Below are 25,068 nucleotides of genomic sequence, written 5' to 3'. Positions count from 1 at the left end.
TAAATCCCCAAAATATTCATATGTAGTATTCATAGATTTTCAGCTTATTTACTTATTTTTATACATATAAATGAATGGATATTTCATGAGTTTGTAAGCGCTTATTTGATGATGATAGGCTTCATTTCCTTCTATTTATATCATTTTCAGAATTAAAAGATTATTATGAAGCTGGAATGCTGTTTTATTTAAGTTTTCTTTCTGTATATATATTTAAAATACCTTGATAATCCCCTTTGAAGTTCGATATACTTATAAAAAAATACTGTTGGTGAATTTTATTGAAAAAAATGTTTCTAATAATACTGACTATATACTTTCTTTCTGCTTTTTTAACATTATTTTATGATGACGGTTTAGTGCTGGGAATCATCAATATTTCATTTCTGATCGGGATGGGGCTATTGGTGACAGGCGGCCTGATGAAAGTCGTGGAATCCGGATTCTTCAATGGAATCAATTATGCTTTCAAACGATTTCGTAAAAGTACAAAAGAAGGAAGCTATATCTCAAAATTCGATGATATGGATGAAACACAAGAAGCTCACGAAGAGTATAATAAACAAAAAAACTTTTCATTGACGGTGCCTTTCCTTCTTAGCGGAAGCATTACAGTGACAGCAGATTTGGCCGTCTCTTACCTTTTCTATACTTGATTTCTGCTTCTAACTTCTTTTATAATCTAATCGAATATAAAGCATGCGATGACAAAGAGTAGTACATACAATACGATTTCTCAGAGAGTTTGTGGCGGGTGTGAACAAACAATCGGTTGTATGGAATGGACTTTCGAGCTTCACTTGTGAATCTAAGTACCTTGTGACGGCAGCCCGCCGATATCCGGGCACCATGTCTTCATGGACCAAGCGGCCTTTCGGGGCAACTTAGGGTGGCACCGCGGAATAATCCATTCGTCCCTATTTTTACAATAGGGATGGATGGATTTTTATTTTTTCAACACTATTAAACAGTAGTAAACTTATATCATAATTGGAGGAAAAGAAATGCAAACAATATTTAGCGGCATTCAACCAAGCGGAACAATCACTTTAGGAAATTACATCGGCGCACTAAAACAATTTGCTGAACTGCAGGATGACTATAATTGTTATTTCTGTGTTGTCGACCAGCATGCGATCACTGTAGCGCAAGATAAGATGGAATTACGAAAAAACATTAAGAGTCTTGCTGCACTATACATTGCAAGCGGCATCGATCCTGATAAATCCACTTTGTTCATTCAGTCGGAGGTCCCTGCCCATGCCCAGGCCGGCTGGATGCTTCAATGTGTTGCCTATATCGGTGAACTTGAAAGGATGACCCAATTTAAAGATAAGTCACACGGAAAAGAGGCTGTCTCAGCTGGGTTGCTTACCTACCCTCCATTAATGGCAGCGGACATCCTCCTTTATAAAACCAACCTTGTCCCTGTCGGTGAAGACCAGAAACAGCACCTGGAATTAACAAGGGATCTGGCAGAAAGATTCAACAAGAAATATAACGATATCTTCACGATTCCGGAAGTTAGAATCCCCAAGGTGGGCGCCAGGGTGATGTCGCTGCAGGATCCATTGAAAAAAATGAGTAAATCCGACCCTAACCAAAAAGCATTCATCACTCTCTTGGATACACCGAAACAAATCGAAAAGAAAATCAAAAGTGCTGTAACGGACTCTGACGGTATTGTTAAATATGATAAAGAAAATAAGCCAGGTGTTTCAAACCTTTTATCTATTTATTCCATATTGACGGGTACAACCATTGAAGATTTGGAAAAGCAGTATGAAGGCAAAGGTTATGGTGATTTCAAGGGAGACCTCGCTCAAGTGGTCATTGAAGCATTGACACCAATTCAGGAACGATATAATGAATTGATTAATTCAAAAGAACTCGATGATATCTTGGATAAAGGTGCTGAAAAAGCAAACTTTACAGCAAACAAAATGCTTATGAAAATGGAAAAAGCCATGGGTCTTGGACGGAAAAGAAAATAAGTTGTACTGAAAGGGCAGCCGTGTATTATGCAGGCTGCCTTTTTGGTATGTTTTTTAGATTATCGCTAATTTGGATTCCTAAATGTATCTTTCTTAGTGAATTTGTGTCTCTTTTGACTTTAGAACCTTTCTAGAAGAATTTTTTTGCTGGGTTCCATTTTTTTGTCACTAGAAGCTACCTTGAGACAATTTCCAGCTGAATTCCACTTTTTTCTCTAGAACCTCTCTAGAGACTCTTTCCTGCTCGATCCCACTCTCCTTTTGCCTCTAGAACCTCTCTAGAGGCACTTTCCCGCTCGCCCCCCCCTCTCTTTTTGCCTTTAGAACCTCTCTAGAGGCACTTTCCCGCTCTATCCCACTCTTTTTTTGCCTCTAGAACCACCTTAGTGACACTTTCCCGCTCCATCCCACTCTCTTTTTGACTCTAGAACCAACCTATAGACACTTTTACGCAAAATTTTGCCACCTTTTAGGACCATCCATCACACTGAGTCCCTTATCCTAAACCATGACAAAAACAAAAGACAGCCAACACGGCTGCCTCTAGTTTACTTTTGGACGGTTTTCAAGTTCCCATAGTTTCTCAAAGAACGGTTGTCCTTTTATTAGATTTTCACAGAATAGCAAGTGCTTTTCCGACCAGCCTTGTTTTGTTTCTTCAAATAAACTTTGCCAGGCTTCTTCAAAATTCATGGATTGAATTCTTTCATAATTCTGGGGCGCCCATTCTGTGCACCAGTAACGGATTTCTGCTGTGTTCTTAGAGGAGTGCAATTGGTCTAAAGCCATGAACATTAACTGTTTTAACTGTCTTTCCCTTCTTGTCAAGCCGCTCATGATTGTCGGTTTTGGAGAAAGAATATGATAGTCTTTTTGTTTTTTCTCTTGTTGAAGAGAATAATTGTACGGTTCTTGATCTTCTGTCATTTCATACACCAGTTGTTCTTGGCGCGGAATGATCCTGCTTTTTCTAATTGGGATGGAATAGCCGATAGTATCTACTGCCAGAATGCCTGTCCCGTCCGTAACAATAAAACAATATTCCAGTTGGATGCGCTCGTGGTTTTTTCGCAGATATGCCTTTTGGTAAATATCATTTAGCAGTGACTGAGGAAGTTCCGACAAATCATTTTCTATGTAATGGAAGAATTCAGGAGTGACCTTGATCAACGGAACTTGATCGAGAAGCTCAATTACGTCCTCTTTTCTCCATTCATGAAAATGACAAACATTGTAACCGTTTTCTTCACCTTCAAACCAATTTACCCATACATCATGAAGATATAGCATGATTGACCCCTCGCTTCAACCTATTTGTCAATCAGTATAGGCAAATCCCAGCCAGTTTATTCCTTTATATTCTTTTTCATTCCTCAGATAGAACCAATTGATGGGGTTCTTGTTCATATCGTTTAAGACCGAAGACTTGTCCAATAGCAGACAGGCCGATTGCGGAAAAAACTATCTCTTTTTAGGAGGGGAATAAATAGAGAGGGTAATCATAAAAATGCCTGCAAGGAGGAGGTAACATTCAACTCTCCCGGAAATGAAAAAGAAATAGTCCTGAAACGTCAGTCCGGTTGCCAGCAAGTTAAGATACATAATTAAAGTTACTCCCCCCGATACCGAAAGACCAAATCCTATCAACAATATAAATACTCGAAACATCATCCCTTCCGCCTTTACCGTCCAGATTTTCAATATATTCATTTTCTCACCTTTTTCTGCTTGTCCATTGTACTAGCAATATATGAAGAAGAAAGGCAATATATGATTATTATGCATTAATGTGCCGTTAACCTTACACAATACGGTTTTGAATCCTGGGATAAATCCCCACTCCTCTTGCCCCTTTCGAAATTGGATCACGAAGAAAATTTCCTATCCTCAGGGCCTCTCATTAAATCCCTCTTACCTCGTGCCATAAAAAAAGAGAGGTTTCATCACCTCTCCTTAACTTTCTAATATCTTTTTATCTTCTATAAACCCGGCTGCATCCAGGCCCATCATCTCTTCTGCATTCATACCGTGTTTTTCCCTAAACTTTCCTACAATATAATACCCGATGGCATAGCCGATTAAGTTTGGGTACCTCCCTTTTCCCAAAAGAAGCTGATCGTGCTTTGAGTCTTTTCTCCTTAGATGCAATTCATTTTTAATATGCTGGTTCCAAAGCTTTTGCAGAAGGAATTCGCTGTATTTTTTTGCCCAGCTGCTGACATACGGTTCACCGCAATATTCCTTCACGGCGTCCTCTGCAAGTCCCTCGAATATTATGGAATCCAAGAGAGTATATTGGTCCGGACTTTTTTTCAACAGATTCATTCTTGTGCAGTGATGGTATTCATGGAGAAATAACGCTTCCCATTCCTTCGGGTCGTCTTCGTCAGAAAGGAATAAATAGATTTCATCTCTGAAGGAAACCCCTGATTTTTTCAAGCCGCTGGTAAAGAGTCCCCGGGAAGTCTGAACAGGGAAGATATACACAGGAACAGAAGGACCATTCCAAAGTGACCGGTATTTTTTATAGTAGACGCTCATTTTTCTCCATGCTTGACGTTTCTTTAAAGAGTTGAGCTGGTATTTCATATTACCGGCAGGAGTATACATTCCAAATGACTTTAGATATTCATACAACTCGGCTGCCTTCTTTTTCGTTATTCCTTTTTTCATTAACAATTTCTCCGGATCTTCTACACATTCGTCCAGCCAATGACTTGTTTCCACGATAGCCATATGCTGCCCTCCTTCAGAGAACTCTCTAAAAAGCACAAAAAAAAGACTGTTCATAAGGTTATTCTATAACCTTATGAAACAGTCCAGTAATTTATTTATATTTTTTAAAGACGATTGTTGCGTTATGTCCCCCGAAGCCAAGCGAGTTACTCATAGCCACATTCACTTCTGCTTTCCTTGCACCCTCTGTTACATAGTCCAGATCACAGTCAGGATCTGGTGTATCAACGTTGATTGTAGGCGGCAGGACGTTATCTTGTAGTGCAAGGATGGAGAAGATGGCTTCTACACCGCCTGCAGCTCCAAGCAAATGGCCTGTCATTGACTTGGTTGAACTTACTGCCAATTTATAAGCATGGTCATTGAAAACCTCTTTAATGGCCATCGTTTCATATTTATCATTATACGGGGTGCTTGTGCCGTGAGCATTGATGTAATCCACATCTTCTGCTGAAAGGCCGCCGTCTTCAAGAGCGATCTTCATTGCTCTTGCACCTCCTTCTCCGCCAGGCGCCGGTGCCGTGATATGGTGGGCATCGCCTGTTGAACCATAACCAACGATTTCAGCATAAATTTTTGCTCCGCGCGCAAGGGCATGCTCGAGGTCCTCGAGGATGACAATTCCAGCTCCTTCACCCATAACAAATCCATCACGGTCAGCATCGAAAGGACGGGATGCTTTACTTGGGTCCGGGTTCGTGGATAACGCTGTATTGGCACAGAATCCTGCCATTGACATTTTCGTAATCGGCGCTTCTGTTCCGCCGGTTACCATGACATCCGCATCTCCTCGCTGAATGACTTTAAAGGCATCCCCGATTGAATTCGTTCCTGTCGCACATGCCGTTACCGTACATGAATTGATTCCTTTTGCTCCAAGCATAATAGAAACCTGGCCGGCAGCCATATCCGGTATGATCATTGGAACAAAGAACGGGCTTACACGGCGGTATCCCCGCTTTTGGAAAGTTTCAAATTGGTTCTCGAATGTCTCCATCCCGCCTATTCCGGATCCAATCCAAACCCCGACGCGGTTGGCGATTTCATCCGTGATATTCAGGTTTGAATCCTTAACAGCCATCATTGAAGCTGCCACTGCATACTGCGTAAAACGATCCATTTTTCTTGCTTCTTTACGGTCAACAAATTGCTCGGGATCAAAATCTTTTAATTCCGCTGCCACTTTTGCGGGATACTCATCTGCATTCAACCTAGTAAGCAGGCCGATGCCGCTCTTACCCTCTAGAATATTTGACCAGGTTGTTTCTACATCATTGCCAAGCGGGGTCACCGCACCTAATCCTGTTACAACTACTCTGCGCTTATTCATTGAGTTCCATCTCCTTTTTATGGTCATAGAAGACATGATTTAGTTTGATAAGTTCAATTTTTTCATTAGCGGCCCCATCTTAGAGCAATCGCTCCCCATGTCAAACCTCCGCCAAATCCTACCATGACGAGAACATCATCGTCTTTTATCTTGCCAGCCTCAAGTTCCTCTACCAGCGAAATCGGGATTGATGCCGCTGACGTATTTCCATATTTATTGACGGTCTTGGACATTTTTTCTTCAGGCAGTTCAAGTCTCTGTCTTGATGCTTCCATAATACGGATATTGGCTTGATGGGGAATCAGGAAGTCTACGTCCTCTTTTTTCAATCCAGCTTTTTCTATAACATTTACACTGGATTCTCCCATTTGTCTGACAGCAAACTTAAATACTTCCCTTCCGTTCATGTAGATGTAGGCATCATCTTGGAAGAGATGTTTTCCACCCGACCCGTCTGAGCCAAGTTCAAAGGAAAGGATCCCCCTTCCCTCGGACACCGGTCCCATGACAACTGCGCCGGCTCCGTCCCCAAACAGGACAGCAGTATTTCTATCGCTCCAGTCAGTGATTTTTGACAGTTTTTCAACACCAATGACAAGAACATTTTTATATGCATTAGTTTCAATAAACTGTTTGGCTGTAATCATACCATACATAAAGCCTGCACATGCGGCACTCAAGTCCATCGCAGCCGCGCGCTTGGCGCCAAGCCTTTCTTGAAGCATTGTAGCAACAGATGGGAATGGACGGTCAGGCGTAACTGTTGCGACCAGAATCAAATCGATTTCTTCCGGAGAAATGCCTGCATCTTCTATTGCAGCCTTTGCCGCCTCATAACTTAAATCAGATGTATCCATATCATCGCTGGCGATCCGTCTTTCTTCAATCCCGGTCCTTGTACGAATCCATTCATCATTTGTATCTACCATCTTTTCTAAATCGGCATTCGTCAAAACCTTCTCAGGAACGTATCTTCCAATCCCTAAAACCCCAGCATTCATATAAGGTCCCTTCTTTCTGATTTTTTTAGCGCAGCCTGGGTCGATTCTTAGAATAAAATGCTGCGTATGTATACGGTCAATTAAACTTATAGTTAATCTTTATATCAATTCTTATGACTTGGTACTAATTTTAACGAAAATTTGTACCAGTTGCAACTTTTTTTGATTGCCCGACTTATTTTCTCTCTTCTGCACGTTAGTCTATACGTCTAATATAAATGTACATATTTTAATAAAAAAGCTCTGTTAAGAATGATGTTGTTTTATGTATTGTAAAGGTTTATTTCCGCACCAGGTGAGCGACTCCGCGGGGCGGGCGTTGAGCCTCCCGGGCTTCGCCTGTATAAAAAGTGGAAGCGCCCAGTTCAGCCCCGACAGGCAAATGTTCGTCAGCGAAAAAAGGTGTTCTTTCCTTTTATTCGCTGAGGGTTATTTGACCCCAAGGGGCTTGGTGCTAAAACTAGACGTCCCGCTAGTCCCGCAGGAGGTCGCTCACCTTCCGCTCCAATCAAAGAAAACTTGCTTTTTTATCCAAGAACTACCCTGGTTAAAAGCATCTATTCAAAATAGGTGAATCAATCAAATTGTAAATAACTTTCTGCATATAAGACCTGATTAAACAACATCATTAACTGACAAAGCCTAATAAAAAAAGGATTCTATAACAGGAAGGAGGAAAGCTTAATGGAACGCAGACCAGTTCGACAGCACCCCTTTGATATCATGGTCATGGGAAGACGAGAAGATAGCAGCACTGATGAATCTATTGAAGAACTGCCTTCGGAACATCAAGAAAATTCAAGAGACACAGGAGATTTAATGGGAAATATTGAAACCTTGATGGCAGCTGTTTCAGAATTAAAGCCTCTTTTTGATAAAGTAAAGCCCTTGATTAATAAATGGACAAAATCCTAAAAGACCAAAACCCAGTCGCCTTGATCAGCCCCGCCACGCAAATGCGACGAGCAAAGGCGACTTTGCTTTTTATTCTCTTCTGGTTATTTGACCCAGTTGGACTGGTTGCATTTAAAGCAGGTAAACCCGGGCCTCTAGATAAAACTGGCCAACGCCGTTAATGCTTCGAAAGAGAGGAATTACATCAACTTATACAAAAAAAAGATCAATCCACAAGGATCAATCTTTTTCTTAGGCTCTTTTCTTTATAAAATTCAAGAGAAATAGCCATGTTTCACTGGAACTATCCTGGTAAACAAGAAAGAAAAGAGCCATTCACCCATTTCAGTTAGATAAGCCCTTGTACCAGAGGGAAAAATCCGGCTCCTTGGATTTTTCCGATAGCAACAATCTATACGAAAACAGCCTTTTCTTATTACTCATTATCTTTCAGTGCATCTTTACGTCCCAGTTCGTAGGCTTCATTCATCACCTGGGTAAACAGGTTCATAAACGGCTGGATCATTTCCATGGACAGTTCAACTCCAGATTGCTCCAGCTGTTGTTTTGCCTCAGGCAGATACTTCATCGCAATTTGCATAAACTCCATATTTTTATCTTGCATTCTCATCAGTCCTTCCTTTCATTTGGCAGATTACCGGTTTTAATATAGTTCTGAATATCACTTTCAATGACTTTCCGGAACTCTTCATCTACAAGCGGGCTGAATTTTCCCATGGAGATAACTTTGTCTTGGAAATCAAAAGGAATATTCCCGGATCTTAGTTCTTCATTAGAATATCTTTCTGCGACAACTTCATACAACTTATCTACATGCTGAACAGTACTGGTCATTACAGTGGATTCTCCCATATCGGATTGATCTGACACATATCCGATTGCGTACAAACCTTTTTCCTTCAGCTTTTCAATAATTGATATATTGTAACCATCTCCGGCAGGATACACAATATCCACACCTTGTTTCAATTGAGTATGTAATAGCACCATTGCCTTTTCCGTGTGGTCCCAGTCATTTGTATAATCGACAAGAACTTTTACATCACTGTCCTGATATTTGGCTCCCTCGATGAACCCCTCAACTTCTGGCTGCCAGGCGAAGGAAGCGACAATTCCAATATTTTTGGTCTTTGTTTGATGTGCAGCAGTCATTCCTCCGAAGAACCCCATTGCATAGCCTTCAAAATTAAGGCTCGTCGTGTTGGACCGGCTTGCATTTCCATTAAAGCTGACAAAATGGATGTCAGGATACTTTTCGGCAATTTCATTAAAGTGAGGAGAAAATTCCTGACCGTGCCCGAATATTAAATTAACACCTTTTTTCTCATACTCTGCAACAGCCTTTTCAACCGCCTGCTTGGTGGTGACACCTTCTTTATAAAAAACATCCACTCCAAACCGGGACTGAATCTTCAATAACCCCTTGTACCCTTTTGTGCCCCAAACTTGGTCGCTTATTGTTTCAGAAACCAGCAAGCCGACATTATTAAGATTGCCCTTTTCCCCCTGCTGCGAGCATCCCGCAAGCAATAAAAGCAGAATCAGGACATACAGAACTATTTTTTTCATTATAGCAACTCCTTAAGGACGGCATTCAACACCCTTCCCCTTTGATTAAACAAAAAGAAAGAGCGGGAATGAACATCTTTATTCACAGGAAGGCCTGCAAATTCCCTGCAGGAAAGCTTTAATTTTTGCAGGGACTTGGTTTCTCTATTTTACCTTGGTTTCAGGGGGATGAAAAGAAAAACTTAACAAGAGTATTCTTAATTATTCCTCTGGCTCTCCATCACTTCGTTAACTGAGGACGAAGAGGTGACCACCACTTTCTTCACTCCTGCAGGCAGAATGTCCTTCACTTCCTGTTTCTGCCGCACATCGGGGCCTCCCAATGATTGAAGACTTTCTTCCCAGCTGTCTGGAATGTCGGAAACAAACTGAATTTTGTCAGCTGACGCTTTTTGTTCAATATTCATCAGTGCGGCTGCAGCATCTTTTACAAAAATCGCCGACCGGCTGTCATCCACATATTCAGACCCAGCCCCTTCTTTGTTTGTACAGATTTGTTGAAAAAGAAAGGATTCTGGTTGGTGTGGGCCAAATAGGGTGGGAAGGTAAACTGTACATTGTTTGTTAAATTGAGATTTTCCCAAGAAGTCAAGAACATCTAAAAACTCTTCTTCATTAATTCGACTGGAGAGCACGGATGGCAGAAGAATGACTGCGCTTTCCATACAGGATCGATTTCGTTCTACAAAATCCAGGACCTCTTTAAGATGTTGACCGGTTTTATTTCCCGTGAAGTGGTCATATAAATTGATATAGGTACAGGCACTGGAAAACTCATCTGATACCTGCTGCTGAAGAGGCTGGTACGTAATATTTGCGTTCCTACCTACCTCCAGCCATCTTTCCCCAGCCTCTCCAGCACTATCTGCCGCCACAACTTCCATACCTTCCTCAAGCAAGGACAAGCACAGTTCAAACCCGATAAATCCCAATCCGCCTGTTACTATTGCTTTACTCATATCTCACCGTCCCCCTCACTTCCTTTTCACAATTGTTCATGCATTGAAAAATAGGATACGATCTTCAAGGGAGCTTTGTATCTCTTCTCAGGAAGGATAATATAAATTTCTCCAGGAAGATTCTTTTCATTTCTATCCTTATATATATTTTTTATGAGAGAAAATTGGTTTTTATAACGCGAGGTGGTTATCGGCTGAATCGTATAGAGGGGGATTTCCATTTCCTTAAGGTCTTTCCCGGCATCTGTGCCTTTTTCTACCACATCTTCACATTTTTCAATTTCAATTCCATAAGCTTGGGAAATTTCTTTTTTAAGTTTTTTATAAAAAAACTTTTGTTCCTTTTCTTGTGAAAAATGTTCATATAGAGAGATGCATGGAGAAAGCAGAACGACTGACCGCATCTGGCTGCCAATGGCCGGAAGCAATTTTTCTATGAACAGGCCCCCCATTCCCTCTGCAAGGACATGAACTTTTTCATTAATAATTTCTCTCCGCTTTATATAATGATACAGGCGCTTGACCAGGCTTACTGCTTTTTCACTGGCCCAGTTTGCCCCATACAAATTCGAGTAATATACAATATAGCCTTTGTCTGTCAATTCATTGATGATTGACTTTCTCGTCTCCTGTTGAAGCCAGAAGCTGCTTTTTTCATCAACAAAATGATTGACGTCCCCCAGAATGAGAACGGCAAAACCGTTTGGACGGAAAGGATAGTGAACAATACAAGGTTCGTTATCGATTTTAAATACTCGTTGGCTCATCTGAAATTTCTCCTTTTAGAAAGCTGTCTTTCCAGTTAATAATGAATTCCTTATATTAACGTGCTGCTAAACATAATTCGTCATGATAGTCTATGAAAAAGTTGATTTAATGTATGGGGGACAGCCTATATTTAGAGAATTTTTGTGTTGATTAGCTCAGCGGAAGGTTCTTGTCTCACTTTATCCCTTTAAAGCACTAAGAGGGTCAGTCCCTCTTAGTGCTTTAAAGGGGTAAAGAAAAGGGTTTCATTCCTGTTCTGAAAATGATTTATTATTCTTCGGAATTATGGTACTATAAAACAGAATATGATTGGGTGAGGGAAAACCTCGCTTCTTAAACGCTATAACAATCTGTTATACATAGATGCAAGGAATTGAGGTGAATGTTTTGAAATACTTTTGGACTTTCTTGTGGACTTTCCTGCTGGTAGAAATGCTTACTTATGTAGTGACTTCAATGACAGGCGCACATTTTGATTTCATGACAGGTTTGATCCTGGCCGTGGGTACTACCATCTTGATCTTCATCATTCCAACGATCATCCCGAACGACCCTGTAGAGAAACATTAATTGTAAAAAGGAGAATCCGTGATTACGGATTCTCCTTTTTCATTTCTTCGATTCAAACAGCAGCAGCTATTAGCCTTTTTCAAAAACAATCTCACCGTTTTCCACATCAATTGAAATCTCATCATCCGGTTTAAAGTGTCCCGAGATGATTTCCCTGGCCAATTTCGTTTCGATATTTTTTTGAATATAACGCTTTAACGGCCGGGCACCGTATACTGGATCATAGGCCCCTTGGGCAATGAACTCCTTGGCAGCGTCACTAATTTTCATGGTAATGTTTTGTTCCTGTAACCGGTTTTGAAGTTCTCTTACCGCCTTTTCAACAATACCCTTGATATTTTCAACACTCAAAGGCTTGAAGAGAACAATATCATCCACGCGATTCAGGAACTCAGGCCTGAACGATGAGCGTAACTGTCCGAGAACGAGATCTTTTGTTTTTTCATCAATTTCTTCCGAATCCCCTTGTCTCTCCAGCAAAAATTGAGAACCAATATTGGATGTCATGATGATGACGGTATTTTTAAAGTCTACTGTCCTTCCCTGGGAATCGGTGATCCTTCCGTCGTCCAGCACTTGAAGCAAAATGTTGAACACTTCAGGATGTGCCTTTTCAATTTCATCCAACAAAATGACTGAGTAAGGCTTTCTCCTTACTGCCTCGGTCAGCTGCCCTCCTTCTTCATAGCCGACATATCCCGGGGGTGCACCGATGAGCCTTGATACCGCATGTTTTTCCATATACTCTGACATATCAATGCGGATCATTTGTTCTTCACTGTCAAACAGGGTATGAGCAAGCGTTTTGGCTAACTCGGTCTTTCCGACACCTGTCGGCCCGAGGAAGATGAAAGATCCTATAGGCCTGCCCGGATCTTTAATTCCGGCCCGTGCCCGCAGGATGGCATCACTGACAAGCTGGACGGCGTCTTCCTGGCCGATGACCCGCTGATGAAGGATGCTTTCCAGTTTCAGGAGTTTTTCACGTTCCCCTTCAACGAGCTTGCTTACCGGGATTCCTGTCCAACGTGCGACAATACCGGCTATTTCCTCTTCTGTCACCTCTTCACGAAGCAGGCGGTTTTCCTGTTCATTCAGCATTTCAGTTTCAAGCCGCTGCAGTTCTCGTTCAGCCTCAGGAATTTTTCCATGACGGAGCTCGGCAGCTTTGTTCAAGTCATAATTCCCTTCAGCTTCTTCAAGCTTTCTGCGGAGATGGTCAAGCTCTTCACGTTTTCCCTGCAGAGAGTTGATCTTTTCTTTCTCTTTCTGCCACTTCGCTTTCATTGCATTGCCCTCTTCTTTAAGGTTGGCAAGCTCTTCTTGGAGCAGCGCCAGGCGGTGTTTGCTTGCTTCATCTTTTTCTTTCAGCAATGCCGCTTCTTCAATCTCGAGCTGCATGATTTTTCGGGTCACCTCATCAAGTTCTGAAGGCATTGAATCGATCTCCGTCCGGATCAATGCACATGCTTCGTCTACCAGGTCTATCGCTTTATCGGGCAGGAATCTGTCTGTGATATACCTGTCGGAAAGAGATGCCGCTGCAACGATCGCTTTATCATGGATATTGACTCCATGATGGATCTCAAACCGCTCTTTCAAGCCTCTCAATATAGAAACGGTATCTTCAACATCAGGTTCCTTTACGAGAACTTGTTGAAACCTTCTTTCCAATGCCGGGTCCTTCTCGATATACTTGCGGTATTCATTCAGAGTAGTTGCTCCGATACAGTGAAGTTCCCCTCTGGCAAGCATCGGTTTCAGAAGGTTGCCGGCATCCATGGCCCCTTCTGTTTTTCCTGCTCCCACGATGGTGTGCAGTTCATCTATGAACAGCAGAATATTCCCATTGCTCCGTTTCACTTCATTCAAAACAGCTTTTAACCTCTCTTCAAATTCTCCACGGAATTTCGCTCCAGCAACAAGCGCTCCCATATCCAGTTCAAAAATCTGTTTATCCTTCAATCCTTCGGGAACATCCTTCCGGACAATCCGCTGTGCAAGCCCTTCGATGATCGCTGTCTTCCCGACTCCCGGTTCTCCTATCAAAACAGGGTTATTCTTTGTTTTCCTTGAAAGGATCCTGATGACATGGCGAATTTCGCCGTCACGTCCAATGACAGGGTCCATCTTGCCGGATTTCACTTCAGCAACCAAGTCTCGTCCATATTTTTTCAAAGCTTCATACTTTGCTTCAGGATTTTGTGTATTCACTCTTTCTCCACCTCTTATGTCATCTATGATTTCATAAAGTTGTTTTTCTGTAATTTGCTGCTTTTCCAAATATACCGTGACCGGATGATGACTCTGCTGGAACAAGGCTAACATCAGATGTTCGACTGACAGATATTCATCTTCCATGTTTCCCCTCACCTTGTCCGCATCTTGAAACAGTTTGTTGAAGTCCCGGGAGGCGTATTGCCCATATTCGGCTCCCTCTCCAGATACGGATGGTTTATCCTTAAGCAGTTTTTCTATATATGAAATGAGTTCATTAACATTCAGGTTCAGTCTTGCATAGATGGAACCCAATAACCCGTCTTCCTGTAAAAGCAGAGCCTTCCAAAGATGCAGAATCGTTATATCGGTATGTTGATGCTCGTTTGCCAGTTGTCCTGCGGAAACGACAGCATCTTGAACTTTGTACGTAAATCCATCAATGTTCATAGGATACCTCCAGTTTGACCTTTATTGACCTTTAATCCCATTATAAATCTTTTCGACAAAAAGTAAAGCCATCCGCATAGGGAATGGCTTTATGGTTATTAAAACTTTGGCATATAGCTCCAATATCGATTATGATTGGAGTTTTCAGGGAAGCGGTCTCCCGCTTTCAGCTTGACTTTCTTCGGGTTCATGACGCCGCTGCCTGTTTCACCGATTTCAATATAAATCCCGTTATTCGGTGCTTTTTGCCCAGGGCGGAATTGTCTCGATTGGCCCATTGTTATCCCCCTTTATGTGAAAGATGATATGACCATTGTGTTGGCGATTGTGTGAATCGCTTCTTTATTACTATAACTCCCCTTCATGAAAAAGATTCGCGGCTTTTATTGCCAGCCATTCAGCCCGGCCTGTAGACACTACATGGAAGTTTTTCCTCTTAAGCGTATCAGTTTTGTCTTGCAGGCCGTTCTTCTTTGATGTTAAATAGATAAATGTGGAGAAATTATTCTTTGGAGGAAATTTAATGACTGAAACTACATATGAGCTGTTGAAATACCTTTTTCTTGGTTTATTTCAAGGCTTTACTGAACCGATTCCCATTTCATCCAGCGGACATTTACAATTGGCACAGCATTACCTTGACATAGACCTGCCTGGTTTAACGTTTGAAATCCTTGTTAATACTGCATCCCTGTTTGCTGTATTGATCATTTACCGCGGAGATATCATGCGGCTTGTAATGAATGGACTCGGCTACTTTAAAGAGAAGAGCCCTGAAAATAAACGTGACTTCCATTTTATTATTTACTTAATCATCGGAACCATTCCTGCAGGTGTGATCGGGGTAGTATTTGGGGACTTCATCTCTGAAGAACTTTCAGGCATCAGAACGGTTGCCATCACGTTGATCATCACAGGAATCGCCCTTTGGCTTATCCGGAACCTGCGCGGCCGCAAAAACGACGGAGACCTTAACATCAAGGATGCCGTCATTGTCGGTTTGGCACAGGCTGTAGCACTGATTCCCGGTATCAGCCGTTCTGGAGCGACGATTGTTGCGGCAATGGCAAGAGGAATGAATCAGGAAACGGCATTACGTTATTCTTTCCTGCTTTACATTCCAGTCAGTCTTGGCGGTATGCTTCTCGGTATTTCCGATTTGCTTGAAGACCCGAACTTAAGCACCATGATAATACCTTATACCGTGGCATTCCTAGGTTCATTGGTTGCTTCTTATTTCTCACTTAAATGGTTCATGAACGTCATGGCAAAAGGAAACTTGAAAATCTTTGCGATCTACTGTGTGATTGTCGGTATCGCTGTATTGATTTTTTAAAAGGCTGTATTCGTATAGAATGTTGCTCTCGGAAACATCCAAAGAGCCGGATTTTTCCCTCGATTACCAAGGCTTATCTAACTGAATAAGGTGTTTAGCTCTTTTCTTTCTTGTTTACCATGATAATTTCTGTGAATTATCGCTATATCTCATGAACTTTATCGTAAACAGCAACAAAGTTTTAGAAAAGAGCCTTTTAAAAAGGACGGACTTACCGTTCTTTTTTATTTTGCTATGTTATAGTGTAATGTTGTTTTCTTATACATATTTATCAACTGGATTTCCGCTCCAGACGAGCGACTCCGCGGGGCGGGCGGTGAGCCTCCTCGGCTTTGCCTGCGGGGTCTCACCTGTCATCAAAAGTGGAATCGCCCTGTTTAGCCCCGACAGGCAAATGTTCCTAAGAGAATAAAAGGTGATCTATCCTTTAATTCTCTTAGGGTTATTTGACCCCGAGGGGTTGGGCGATGGAACTAGACGCCCGCTAATCCCGCAGGAGGTCGCACGCCTTCCGCTCCAATCGAACACGAGATTACTCTAAAGCAATAAATATATTGCTTTACAGTCCTAAAAAGCAATACCATCAACTGACAAAGCTTTTTATTTTGCCTAGGAAAAACCACTTTGATTATGGTCCAGTTGAATGATCTTTTCAATGTTTGAGGTACCTTCTTCCATCATAACTTCCTATAAGGTCACTGCTGCTCTTTTTATCACACCTCAGCAGATCCGCCATCCCCCTTCTGAAAGAAGCTTGGCCAACGTATAACCTGGATAAAAAACGGACAAGTTGGTTCCTGAGAGGAAAGTACTTCAAACAGAAAAAAACGCCCAGAATTACTCTGAGCGCTCTCTTACTGATTCTTATCTGATTCCCAATGCAATTTTCGCATAACGGGACATTTTGTCTTTGCTCCATGGCGGGTTCCATACAATATCCACTTCTGTCTCTTTCACTTCAGGAAGATCGGACAGGGCGGCTTTAACTTGGTCCACGATGGTTCCAGCCAATGGGCAGCCCATTGATGTCAGAGTCATTGTTACCGTCGCTTTTCCCTCTTCATCCAAATCTACATCATATACTAATCCAAGGTTCACAATATCTATTCCTAATTCAGGGTCAACAACTTGCTCAAGTGCCCCCATTAAGCTGTCTTTCATATCTTGATCCATGTGATGATTTCACTCCTTATCTCGTCCTTTATATATTTTTATCTTAACAAAGAATGTTATGTAGAGAAAGTGATACGGCTCTCACTTTTAGACTGTCGATGTAAATTATAAGAATTCTGCAATCCATTCACTGCTACGCAGGACGCCATCCCGGGATACTTTATGCCCGCCAAGTTCATCACTCATGAAATGCAGGTCACGAAGCTTCGGCTCTGCCTGACTGGAAAGATATTCATAAAAGTCATAGGCAGGCTGATAGGGGACCACTGTATCTTGTTTACCATGCCAGAAAAACAGCGCCTTCCCTTCCAGGACTTCAGGGTGCATGCTTAAATCATATCGTTCAAGCATGGCCAAAAGCGAGCTCAGCTTTTCCTCGGAATACGGAAGGATGACCCCTTTCTTTTTCAATGCATTGATCTGGGCATTAGCAAGGGCTACATATGAAGGGCATCCCATCAGGCTGACTGCGGCTTTAATCCATGGATACTTTGTCATTGCCCCTAAAGTTACTATTCCGCCCATTGACGTGCCGGCCAAACCCAGTCGATTTTCATCGATAAGGTTTTTTTGTATGTAGTGATTTTTCAAAACTCCAACTTCTTCTATTGTTGTAAGGACGATTTCCCAAAACTTTACGCTAAGCTCATGTTCGCTCAGTCCTCTTCCCCGCTCTCCATGCAGCAATGAGTCTGGCATTAAAACCCTATAGCCTTTTTCCGCAAGAAAATAAGCATAATGAAGATTATGTTCCTTAGCGCTTGTAAAACCGTGTATAAAGAATACTGCCGGCAGGTTCTCGCCGGTCATCTTTGTTAAGCTTATATTCAAAACAGGTATAAGTCCTATTTGATCTTTTTGTATGGTGATCATTGGTTTACTCCTTTATGAAATTCTTTCTTATTTGTATTTGTAAAAGTTTACATAAATTAGTGTACCACGGTGGACTTCTGTTTTACGAAACATATACACTATAGATATATTTATAAATGATTGGAGATTGATCTCATGAGTATGGAAAAGCATTTAATTGTTCTGGATCTGGACGGTACATTATTAACGGATGAAAAGAAAATTCCAGAAAAAACAAGACAGACTTTACATAAAGCAAAAGAGCAAGGACATGAAATCATGATAGCTACCGGAAGGCCGTACAGAGCCAGCGAGATGTATTATAAGGAACTGGTATTGAACACGCCGATTGTTAACTTCAACGGTGCATTTGTCCACCATCCTCTTGATAAAAATTGGGGAATCTTCCACGAACCTATGGAAGTGGAAGTGGCCAAGGAAATTGTACAGGCGTGTCATGATTTTGATTTCAATTTCAGGAACATCATTGCTGAAGTGATGGATGACGTATATTTTCATTATCATGATGAACGTTTGATTGATGTGTTCAACTTCGGTGAGCCTAATATAACGACAGGAGATATACGCAGTTATCTAAAGGATGCACCTACCAGCATGCTCATCCACGCAGAGGAAGAGCATGTAACAGAAATCAGGGACCACCTAAGCAGCGTTCATGCAGAAGTCATCGATCACCGCCGCTGGGCCGCCCCATGGCACGTAATTGAAATTGTGAAAAGCGGTTTGAACAAAGCTGTCGGGATTGAAAAGGTTGCCCGTCACTTGCAAATTCCACAGGACAGGATTATTGCATTCGGGGATGAGGATAACGACCTTGAAATGATTCAATATGCCGGTGTGGGGGTCGCGATGGGAAATGCCATTGAACCACTGAAAAGTGTCGCGGATGATATAACTCTAAGCAATGAAGAAGACGGGATCGCCGCATTTTTAAACAGTCATTTGCGATTAGGCTGATCTCACCACAGACATTAACAATGCTGGCAAAAATTCTGTACTCTAATCACCCGCTCTTTCGTTCATACTAATAGCGAGCACAAAAAGGATTGGTGCTTAAAATGAAAAAGGGGTGCTGAAGATGGGCAGAAGCAATAAATCCAAGAGATTTGTTCAACAAGGAAAAGATGCGGTTTCCAAACATGATGACCGCATACCTTACCACTCCACACTGGCTGAAGCGGAAGCAAAAAAATTAGAAAACGTTGAAAAATCTTCGCTTGGAGGCATATAACATGGGTAACCGCTTATTCCAGGAAGCCCGCCAGTATGTCCAATTAGCAAAAGAAGCTTCAACAACAGGCAGTGAAGACACCCAGCAAACCATTCAACGTGCCAAAAATGCTCTTTCCTCGGCGTACGCCAATACGACAAGAGCAGAACAGCAGCAGCTTCGCGAGCTGCAGGATGAATTGAATCAGTTGCAATAAATCCAAGAAGCATTTGGCCGGGTGCCAAATGCTTCTTTTTGTTGCAAGATATTGCTGGTTTGTGAACCCTTTATAAGAATCAAATGGTTTTTTTATTGTTAGGGTGACTCAAGACCGGCTCATAAGACCAATTTTACTCTTTTCCTCACGTTAGGGTGCCTCATGAACCGCTCATAAGACCAAAATCATCCTTTTCCTCACGATAGGGTGCCTCATGAACCGCTCATAAGACCAATTTCACCCTTTTTCTCACGCTAGGGTGCCGCCGCATGGCTGGATACACCACAGATTCCTCACTACTATCCACCCTAATCTTCAGTTCAGCCTCACCGTATAGGTATGATAAATCGTACCCTCTTTAAGGTCGCGCTCGTATATGTTTAATAGTACAGGCCGGTTCTGCGGCACTTTTTTCCAATCAAAATCGAAGGTGAACTTGAAATCAGTCCAGTTTGGATACTCTTTATTCACTTTCACGAGAGTTTCCTCCAGCAAAATGTTGTGCCCGTCCTCTACTGTGAAATAGAAACAGCCCGCAGAAACTTTCGCTTCCCCCTTGACTGCATAAGAACCGTCAGTCTGGGATAACTCAACATTCCGAAAGGACGGATTTTCAGCTTCCACCGTGATTTTTACCGTTTGAACGAGATCACCTTCAACCGGCTTGCCATTGATTGTTTTTACCATAAGAAAAGCTTTAATTGTATATTCCCCTGCAGGGACTCTTTTTCCCTCTGAAGTGGTGTACTTCCAAGTATCCTGCCATTCTTTTGTTTCGCCTTGCTTAAGAGTAATCTGCTGAAGCGCCTGCAGAAACGCTTTATTATCACTGTATTGGAATACTTTTTTCCCAGCCTGGTCCCTTACTTCATAATCAAAAAATTTGCTGGAGGAAAACCCCAGTATCATTGCTTCAGGGGTATTATTTACTACATTGATATGAATTTCTGCATGTTCCGTTCCTTGTTTGATTTCTACATTCCAATGAGGCTGTTGTGCATTGATTTCAGCCGGCAGAAAATGAACTGCCATCAAGATTGAGAATAAGATTGAGATGGTTCTTTTCAAAAGGCTTAACTCCCTTCATTAAAGATGCACCATTATTATTCTCAACTTTTCCTGTATTAGTCCCTTCGGAAGAACCCGAAGATTCCGGCTGTTTCAACAATATTGGTGAAAGCGCTCGGATCCACTTCTTTGATGATTTGCTCCAAGTCGTACAGCTCATAACGGGTGATGACAATAAACAGCATTTCTTTATCTTCATTTGTAAATCCACCCTTTGCAGGTAGAGTCGTAATACCTCTTACAAGCTTGGCATGGATAGCTTCTTTCAACTGTTTTGGATTTTTTGTAATAATCATGGCTGTCAGTTTTTCATGTCTAGTGTGGATGGCATCAATCACACGGGTGGAAACATACAGAGCCACCAATGTATACAAGGCTTTTTCCCACCCATAAAGCTGGCCGGCAGTAACGATGATGACAGAATTCATCAGGAAAAAATATGTACCGACTGGCTTATCTTTCAATCGGGACAGAATCATTGCGATAATATCCATCCCTCCCGTAGAGGCACCCCACTTTAAAGTAAGCCCGACACCGATAGCGGTAATCACTCCGCCGAAAACAGCATTGAGCAGGATGTCAGGAGACAGAGGCGTTATCGGAATGAATCCTAGAAAGACAGTGGTGAAAAAGACCGAAACGAAACTGTAAAAAGTAAAAGACTTCCCAACTTTTAACCACCCGAGAATCGTAACGGGTATGTTAAGGAGCAGCAAGAGTATACCGGTTGAAACTGCAAATGGAGTGTAATCTGAAATCACACTGGATAGCAGCTGGGCAACCCCGGTAAATCCGCCGGCATATACATTGGCTGGGATCAGGAAAAGATTAAGGGCGATCGCGTTTAACAGAGCACCGAATAACACGACAAACACCTTTTTTGATTCCAGCACTACAAAGTCTCGAGACATTGCATTCCCTCCTTTAAAAAATGGCAATTTTTCATATTGATTATTGCTTTCGGAAAAATCCAAAAGGCCGGATTTTCCCCTTGGGCACAAAGGCTTTTCTTTCTCAACAGGGTGAATAGCCCCTTTCTTCCTCTTGCCTACCAGGAGCTTTTCTGAAAATTATGCTATATCCCTTTAACTTCATTTCGAAATAGCAACAAAATTTTAGAAAAGAGCCTAAAAATAGATCTATTTCTTTATTTAACCTAAAAATCGAAAAAACAACAAATGATTGTCATTTTTTCTATAAATGGCTAGACTGATTATATAGTTACATTTTAAGCAGAGTAATGATAAATGCCGTCTTGGACAAGCCGCCGGATTCTTGCCTGCGCAGCAGGATTACAACTTTTTTCACACTGCCTGTCCGGTATGGCTGCAAGTCTGCATGCTTTTTAAGCCTTTATTAAAACTTTTAAAAGGGTGATACGTCCGAATGAGTATTCGATTATTTGCTGATAGTGCATCAGATCTGCCAAAGCTTTTCTACCAAGAATTTGATGTAGAGCTCATTCCACTGCAGGTCTTGGTGGATGATCAAGAGTTTGAGGATATGGTCACTATCCAGCCAAAAGAAGTCTTTCAGGAAATCAGACAAGGGAAAATGCCTAAAACCTCACAGGCCTCCCCTCTATTTTTTCAACAAGCTTTCACTGAACTAGCCAAAAGTGGCGACAAAGGGATTTATATTACGTTTTCATCAGAGTTATCCGGAACCCATCAAACCGCAGTGATGATCAGGGATCAAGTAAAAGAGGAATACCCGGACCTTGATTTGACCATCATCGACAGCAAGTGTGCTTCACTAGGGTACGGTCTGGTGGTGAAAGAGGCGGCAGAATTATTGAAGCAGGGAGCCACAGCTGAAACCATTATTTCCTTTGCCAAAGACAGATGCAACCATATGGAACACCTTTTCACTGTGGAGGATCTTGATTATTTAGCCAAAGGCGGGAGAGTTTCCAAGGTTTCAGCTTTCCTTGGAGGACTCCTTAACGTTAAACCCCTTCTTCATGTAGAAGACGGAAAACTTGTCCCTATTGAAAAGATCCGCGGCCGCAAGAAAGTCCTGAAACGGATCCTTGACCTCATGGAAGAACGCGGCGAGAACCTTGAGGAGCAGGTGGTGGCCATAAGCCACGGCGATGATGAAGAGCTTGCTCAAGAAATGAAGAAAATGATCCAAGATAGATTTCAGCCAAAAGAAGTGTATATAAATATGATCGGCGCTGCGGTCGGTTCGCATGCCGGTCCGGGGACGCTGGCTATCTTCTTTTCCAATCAATACCCTTACACAAAGTAATAACGATTCCCCTTTCAGGTAAAACTAATTCTGAACATGATTTCAGAAGGGAGAATTGTACTTTGCCGCATACTTCAGACAATGACAAAAAAGCAAAAGATAACAATGCTTTGCACCATGAGAAGAATATGATGAAAGAGAAAAACCGCCAAAGAGGAAAAAATCAATATTCCAAGAAAACAGATCATCTCTGATCAAGTGAAGAAGACCGGCTCATAGAATTCAGCCGGTCTTTTTTACATTCCAGGTTATCCTCTTCTAAAAGTTGTATGAGGCTGAAACCTTGACTATAATGGTAATAAAAGGTCGAACGCAAATAAGTGCTTGGCTTAAAAGTGATACATAAGGAGGATATTTCATGGCAAAAGAAAACTCATTTGATGTCGTTTCGCAGGTTGATTTCCCTGAAGTAACGAACGCAGTCACTGCAGCATTGAAAGAAATCAAAACCCGATATGACTTTAAAGGAAGCAAAAGTGATATCTCGTTGGACAAAGAAGAAATCGTCCTAGTCTCCGATGATGAATATAAAATGGATCAATTAAAGGATGTATTGATCAGCAAACTCATCAAAAGAGGAGTCCCAGTAAAAAATCTTGACTACGGAAAGCTTGAAGGCGCTTCAGGCGGCACCGTTCGTCAACGAGCTAAATTAATTCAGGGCATCGGCAAAGAAGATGCAAAAAAAATCAATACAATCGTGAAGAATTCAGGTTTGAAAGTAAAAAGCCAAATACAGGATGACCAGATTCGCGTCACTGGAAAAAGCAGGGATGACCTTCAGCAAATCATGGCAGCGGTCAGAGAAGCCGATTTGTCCGTTGATGTGCAGTTTGTGAATTTCCGCTGAGTCCGCATAGTTTTTAAAAAAGCCGGTTGGGTAAAATATATCCATCCGGCTTTTTTTTACGCAATTATTCGGATTATCCTTACCTTAGGCATGTGTAACTGTGAGACGCGTTACGTCGTCAAAAGACAGGCATTTATGCTTTAATCAACCCTGACAAAAAAATTACTGTTTACTTATTAACTATAGAATTTCAAGGAGGACTGAAAAATGAAAAAGAGAGTGCTGATAGTCGGCGGTGTTGCCGGCGGAGCAACCACAGCCGCACAGCTCAGGAGAATGAATGATGACTGTGAAATCATTGTCTTTGAAAAAGATGAATATATTTCTTTCGGAAATTGCGGAATGCCCTACTACCTCGGCGATGTCATTCAAGAACGAGATCACTTATTTGCAGCAACTCCACAATCTATGAAAGAAAAGCTTAACATCGACGTACGGATTTTCAATGAGGTTATGTCCATTGACCGGAAGCAAAAATCGATTACCGTTAAGGATATTACTTCGAATGAAGAGTACCAGGAGAACTATGACAACCTTGTTCTTGCCCCCGGTGCCGCCCCGTTCATTCCACCAATCGATGGTCTGGAACAAAGCAATTACTTTGTACTGAGAAATATTGAAGACATGGATAAAATTAACCAATTCCTCGAAAAAGAGAAACCTTCTTCCTGTTCAATCATAGGCGGAGGGTTTATAGGAGTGGAGATGGCTGAAAATTTAGCTGGACGCGGTATGGACATCAACCTTGTTGAAGCGTCCCCTCACCTAATGGGCGTCCTGGATGAAGATATGAGCGAAATGATTGAAGAAGAAGTGAAAAAACATGGGATCAATGTCGTTCTCAATGACGGTGTTCAGGAAGTGGCTGATGATGGATCATTATTGACTCAGAGAGGAAACAAACTTCAATCAGACTTTATTATCGTTGCGACCGGTGTAAAACCTCAGACCCAACTCGCTGAAAAAGCAGGCCTTTCAATCGGAAAGACAGGAGGAATACAAATCAATGAGTTCATGCAAACCAGTGATGATTCTATATATGCTGTCGGGGATGCCGTTGAATCCATAAGTGCGATCACCGGTAATCCATTGAGAATTCCCCTTGCCTGGCCTGCTCACAGACAGTCCTATATCGCTTCCAAGCATATTGCAGGAGATCCGGTGCGATTCAAAGGTCTCCTTGGGACGTCGATCGTCAAGGTCTTTGGTTTGACTGCTGCCTCAACCGGACTGAACGAGAAGCAGCTTTTAGAAGAAAACCTCCCTTTCAAGACTGTGACTCATACAGGAAAATCACATGCAGGCTATTATCCTGGAGCAGAGAACGTAAAAATCAAAGTTCATTTCCATGAAGACAGTGGAAAAATACTGGGAGCCCAAATTATTGGAGGAGAAGGCGTGGATAAAAGGATCGATGTCATCGCAGCCTCTATCAACGGCAGCATTACGGTCGACCGGCTGCAGGAAATTGAGACAGCCTATTCCCCTCCTTATTCATCACCTAAAGACCTGTTAAACATTATCGGGTATAAAGCAGAGAGCATGTTAAAAGATAAGCCTGGTGATTAAACGCTTAGAT

General features: G+C 41.9%; 26 protein-coding genes and 1 other annotated feature. Of the genes, 12 read left to right on the top strand and 14 right to left on the bottom strand.

Features of this window, described 5'->3' with window-relative positions:
- Window positions 1-290 precede the first annotated feature (290 nt).
- The gene (locus V1502_RS05850) at window positions 291-656 is read left to right on the top strand and encodes a DUF3899 domain-containing protein (protein ID WP_409254291.1); all 366 of its coding nucleotides are present in this window, start codon (window positions 291-293) and stop codon (window positions 654-656) included.
- Window positions 657-695: 39 nt separating this feature from the next.
- Window positions 696-922 (top strand) — a binding site (T-box leader).
- Window positions 923-1,004: 82 nt separating this feature from the next.
- Entirely contained in the window at window positions 1,005-1,994 is a 990-nt protein-coding gene (gene trpS, locus V1502_RS05845; RefSeq protein WP_409253432.1) for a tryptophan--tRNA ligase, read from the top strand.
- Between the two features lie 543 nt (window positions 1,995-2,537).
- Here the strand turns inward: trpS and V1502_RS05840 are convergent.
- The 4 genes from V1502_RS05840 to V1502_RS05825 form a co-directional block, all read right to left on the bottom strand.
- On the bottom strand, window positions 2,538-3,284 hold the full coding sequence (locus tag V1502_RS05840; RefSeq protein ID WP_409253431.1) for a YjbA family protein: 747 nt from the start codon (window positions 3,282-3,284) through the stop codon (window positions 2,538-2,540).
- Between the two features lie 663 nt (window positions 3,285-3,947).
- Window positions 3,948-4,730, bottom strand: a complete 783-nt coding sequence (locus tag V1502_RS05835; protein ID WP_409253430.1) for a DUF2268 domain-containing protein — start codon at window positions 4,728-4,730, stop codon at window positions 3,948-3,950.
- A gap of 91 nt (window positions 4,731-4,821) precedes the next feature.
- Window positions 4,822-6,060 (bottom strand): beta-ketoacyl-ACP synthase II, encoded by a 1,239-nt coding sequence (gene fabF, locus V1502_RS05830; RefSeq protein ID WP_409253429.1) that lies wholly within the window; start codon window positions 6,058-6,060, stop codon window positions 4,822-4,824.
- A gap of 65 nt (window positions 6,061-6,125) precedes the next feature.
- Complete coding sequence (locus V1502_RS05825; protein ID WP_409253428.1) at window positions 6,126-7,061, bottom strand: beta-ketoacyl-ACP synthase III; 936 nt, start codon at window positions 7,059-7,061, stop codon at window positions 6,126-6,128.
- A gap of 684 nt (window positions 7,062-7,745) precedes the next feature.
- Between V1502_RS05825 and V1502_RS05820 the strand changes: the two genes are divergently transcribed.
- Window positions 7,746-7,976: a hypothetical protein gene (locus tag V1502_RS05820; protein WP_409253427.1), complete on the top strand. Its 231-nt coding sequence runs from the start codon at window positions 7,746-7,748 to the stop codon at window positions 7,974-7,976.
- Window positions 7,977-8,391: 415 nt separating this feature from the next.
- Here V1502_RS05820 and V1502_RS05815 read toward each other — a convergent pair whose 3' ends face one another.
- The 4 genes from V1502_RS05815 to V1502_RS05800 all read right to left on the bottom strand — a co-directional run bounded on the left by V1502_RS05815 (window position 8,392) and on the right by V1502_RS05800 (window position 11,271).
- Complete coding sequence (locus V1502_RS05815) at window positions 8,392-8,580, bottom strand: ComZ family protein (protein WP_409254290.1); 189 nt, start codon at window positions 8,578-8,580, stop codon at window positions 8,392-8,394.
- 5 nt (window positions 8,581-8,585) lie between these two features.
- A complete protein-coding gene (locus V1502_RS05810; protein ID WP_409253426.1) occupies window positions 8,586-9,545 on the bottom strand; it encodes a BMP family ABC transporter substrate-binding protein in 960 nt (319 codons plus the stop codon).
- Between the two features lie 197 nt (window positions 9,546-9,742).
- A complete protein-coding gene (locus V1502_RS05805) occupies window positions 9,743-10,504 on the bottom strand; it encodes an NAD-dependent epimerase/dehydratase family protein (RefSeq protein WP_409253425.1) in 762 nt (253 codons plus the stop codon).
- A gap of 26 nt (window positions 10,505-10,530) precedes the next feature.
- On the bottom strand, window positions 10,531-11,271 hold the full coding sequence (locus V1502_RS05800; protein WP_409253424.1) for a hydrolase: 741 nt from the start codon (window positions 11,269-11,271) through the stop codon (window positions 10,531-10,533).
- A gap of 388 nt (window positions 11,272-11,659) precedes the next feature.
- Between V1502_RS05800 and V1502_RS05795 the strand changes: the two genes are divergently transcribed.
- On the top strand, window positions 11,660-11,842 hold the full coding sequence (locus tag V1502_RS05795) for a YjzD family protein (RefSeq protein WP_409253423.1): 183 nt from the start codon (window positions 11,660-11,662) through the stop codon (window positions 11,840-11,842).
- Between the two features lie 69 nt (window positions 11,843-11,911).
- On the opposite strand, the gene clpB is transcribed toward V1502_RS05795, so the two are convergent.
- On the bottom strand, window positions 11,912-14,509 hold the full coding sequence (gene clpB, locus V1502_RS05790) for an ATP-dependent chaperone ClpB (RefSeq protein ID WP_409253422.1): 2,598 nt from the start codon (window positions 14,507-14,509) through the stop codon (window positions 11,912-11,914).
- A 98-nt stretch (window positions 14,510-14,607) separates the two neighbouring features.
- A complete protein-coding gene (locus V1502_RS05785; RefSeq protein ID WP_409253421.1) occupies window positions 14,608-14,787 on the bottom strand; it encodes a YjzC family protein in 180 nt (59 codons plus the stop codon).
- 245 nt (window positions 14,788-15,032) lie between these two features.
- On the opposite strand from V1502_RS05785, the gene V1502_RS05780 reads away from it, so the two are divergent.
- Window positions 15,033-15,845, top strand: a complete 813-nt coding sequence (locus V1502_RS05780) for an undecaprenyl-diphosphate phosphatase (protein ID WP_409253420.1) — start codon at window positions 15,033-15,035, stop codon at window positions 15,843-15,845.
- Between the two features lie 864 nt (window positions 15,846-16,709).
- On the opposite strand, the gene V1502_RS05775 is transcribed toward V1502_RS05780, so the two are convergent.
- Both V1502_RS05775 and V1502_RS05770 read right to left on the bottom strand, forming a co-directional pair.
- On the bottom strand, window positions 16,710-17,018 hold the full coding sequence (locus tag V1502_RS05775; RefSeq protein WP_409253419.1) for a metal-sulfur cluster assembly factor: 309 nt from the start codon (window positions 17,016-17,018) through the stop codon (window positions 16,710-16,712).
- Window positions 17,019-17,123: 105 nt separating this feature from the next.
- Complete coding sequence (locus V1502_RS05770; protein WP_409253418.1) at window positions 17,124-17,891, bottom strand: serine aminopeptidase domain-containing protein; 768 nt, start codon at window positions 17,889-17,891, stop codon at window positions 17,124-17,126.
- Window positions 17,892-18,032: 141 nt separating this feature from the next.
- Here V1502_RS05770 and V1502_RS05765 point away from each other — a divergent pair, with 141 nt between their 5' ends.
- The 3 genes from V1502_RS05765 to V1502_RS05755 all read left to right on the top strand — a co-directional run bounded on the left by V1502_RS05765 (window position 18,033) and on the right by V1502_RS05755 (window position 19,318).
- A complete protein-coding gene (locus tag V1502_RS05765) occupies window positions 18,033-18,848 on the top strand; it encodes a Cof-type HAD-IIB family hydrolase (protein ID WP_409254289.1) in 816 nt (271 codons plus the stop codon).
- Between the two features lie 121 nt (window positions 18,849-18,969).
- Window positions 18,970-19,122, top strand: a complete 153-nt coding sequence (locus V1502_RS05760; RefSeq protein WP_409253417.1) for a hypothetical protein — start codon at window positions 18,970-18,972, stop codon at window positions 19,120-19,122.
- Between the two features lies 1 nt (window position 19,123).
- Entirely contained in the window at window positions 19,124-19,318 is a 195-nt protein-coding gene (locus tag V1502_RS05755; protein ID WP_409253416.1) for a DUF3813 domain-containing protein, read from the top strand.
- 315 nt (window positions 19,319-19,633) lie between these two features.
- On the opposite strand, the gene V1502_RS05750 is transcribed toward V1502_RS05755, so the two are convergent.
- Complete coding sequence (locus V1502_RS05750) at window positions 19,634-20,386, bottom strand: BsuPI-related putative proteinase inhibitor (protein ID WP_409253415.1); 753 nt, start codon at window positions 20,384-20,386, stop codon at window positions 19,634-19,636.
- Between the two features lie 56 nt (window positions 20,387-20,442).
- Complete coding sequence (locus V1502_RS05745) at window positions 20,443-21,297, bottom strand: YitT family protein (RefSeq protein ID WP_409253414.1); 855 nt, start codon at window positions 21,295-21,297, stop codon at window positions 20,443-20,445.
- A gap of 475 nt (window positions 21,298-21,772) precedes the next feature.
- Here V1502_RS05745 and V1502_RS05740 point away from each other — a divergent pair, with 475 nt between their 5' ends.
- The 4 genes from V1502_RS05740 (at window position 21,773) to V1502_RS05725 (ending at window position 25,058) form a co-directional block, all read left to right on the top strand.
- Window positions 21,773-22,639, top strand: coding sequence for a DegV family protein (locus tag V1502_RS05740; protein WP_409253413.1), 867 nt, complete (start codon window positions 21,773-21,775; stop codon window positions 22,637-22,639).
- 62 nt (window positions 22,640-22,701) lie between these two features.
- Window positions 22,702-22,833 carry a DUF3941 domain-containing protein gene (locus V1502_RS05735; protein WP_409253412.1) on the top strand — a complete coding sequence of 44 codons (132 nt, stop codon included), beginning with the start codon at window positions 22,702-22,704 and terminating at the stop codon, window positions 22,831-22,833.
- A 164-nt stretch (window positions 22,834-22,997) separates the two neighbouring features.
- On the top strand, window positions 22,998-23,489 hold the full coding sequence (locus tag V1502_RS05730; protein WP_409253411.1) for a YajQ family cyclic di-GMP-binding protein: 492 nt from the start codon (window positions 22,998-23,000) through the stop codon (window positions 23,487-23,489).
- A 207-nt stretch (window positions 23,490-23,696) separates the two neighbouring features.
- Window positions 23,697-25,058, top strand: a complete 1,362-nt coding sequence (locus V1502_RS05725; protein ID WP_409253410.1) for a CoA-disulfide reductase — start codon at window positions 23,697-23,699, stop codon at window positions 25,056-25,058.
- The last annotated feature ends 10 nt before the right edge of the window (window positions 25,059-25,068 follow it).

Origin of the sequence: Rossellomorea sedimentorum, from assembly GCF_046237645.1 — a bacterium.
Taxonomy (GTDB): domain Bacteria; phylum Bacillota; class Bacilli; order Bacillales; family Bacillaceae_B; genus Rossellomorea; species Rossellomorea sedimentorum.
This window is presented reverse-complemented; position numbering and strand designations above follow the sequence as displayed.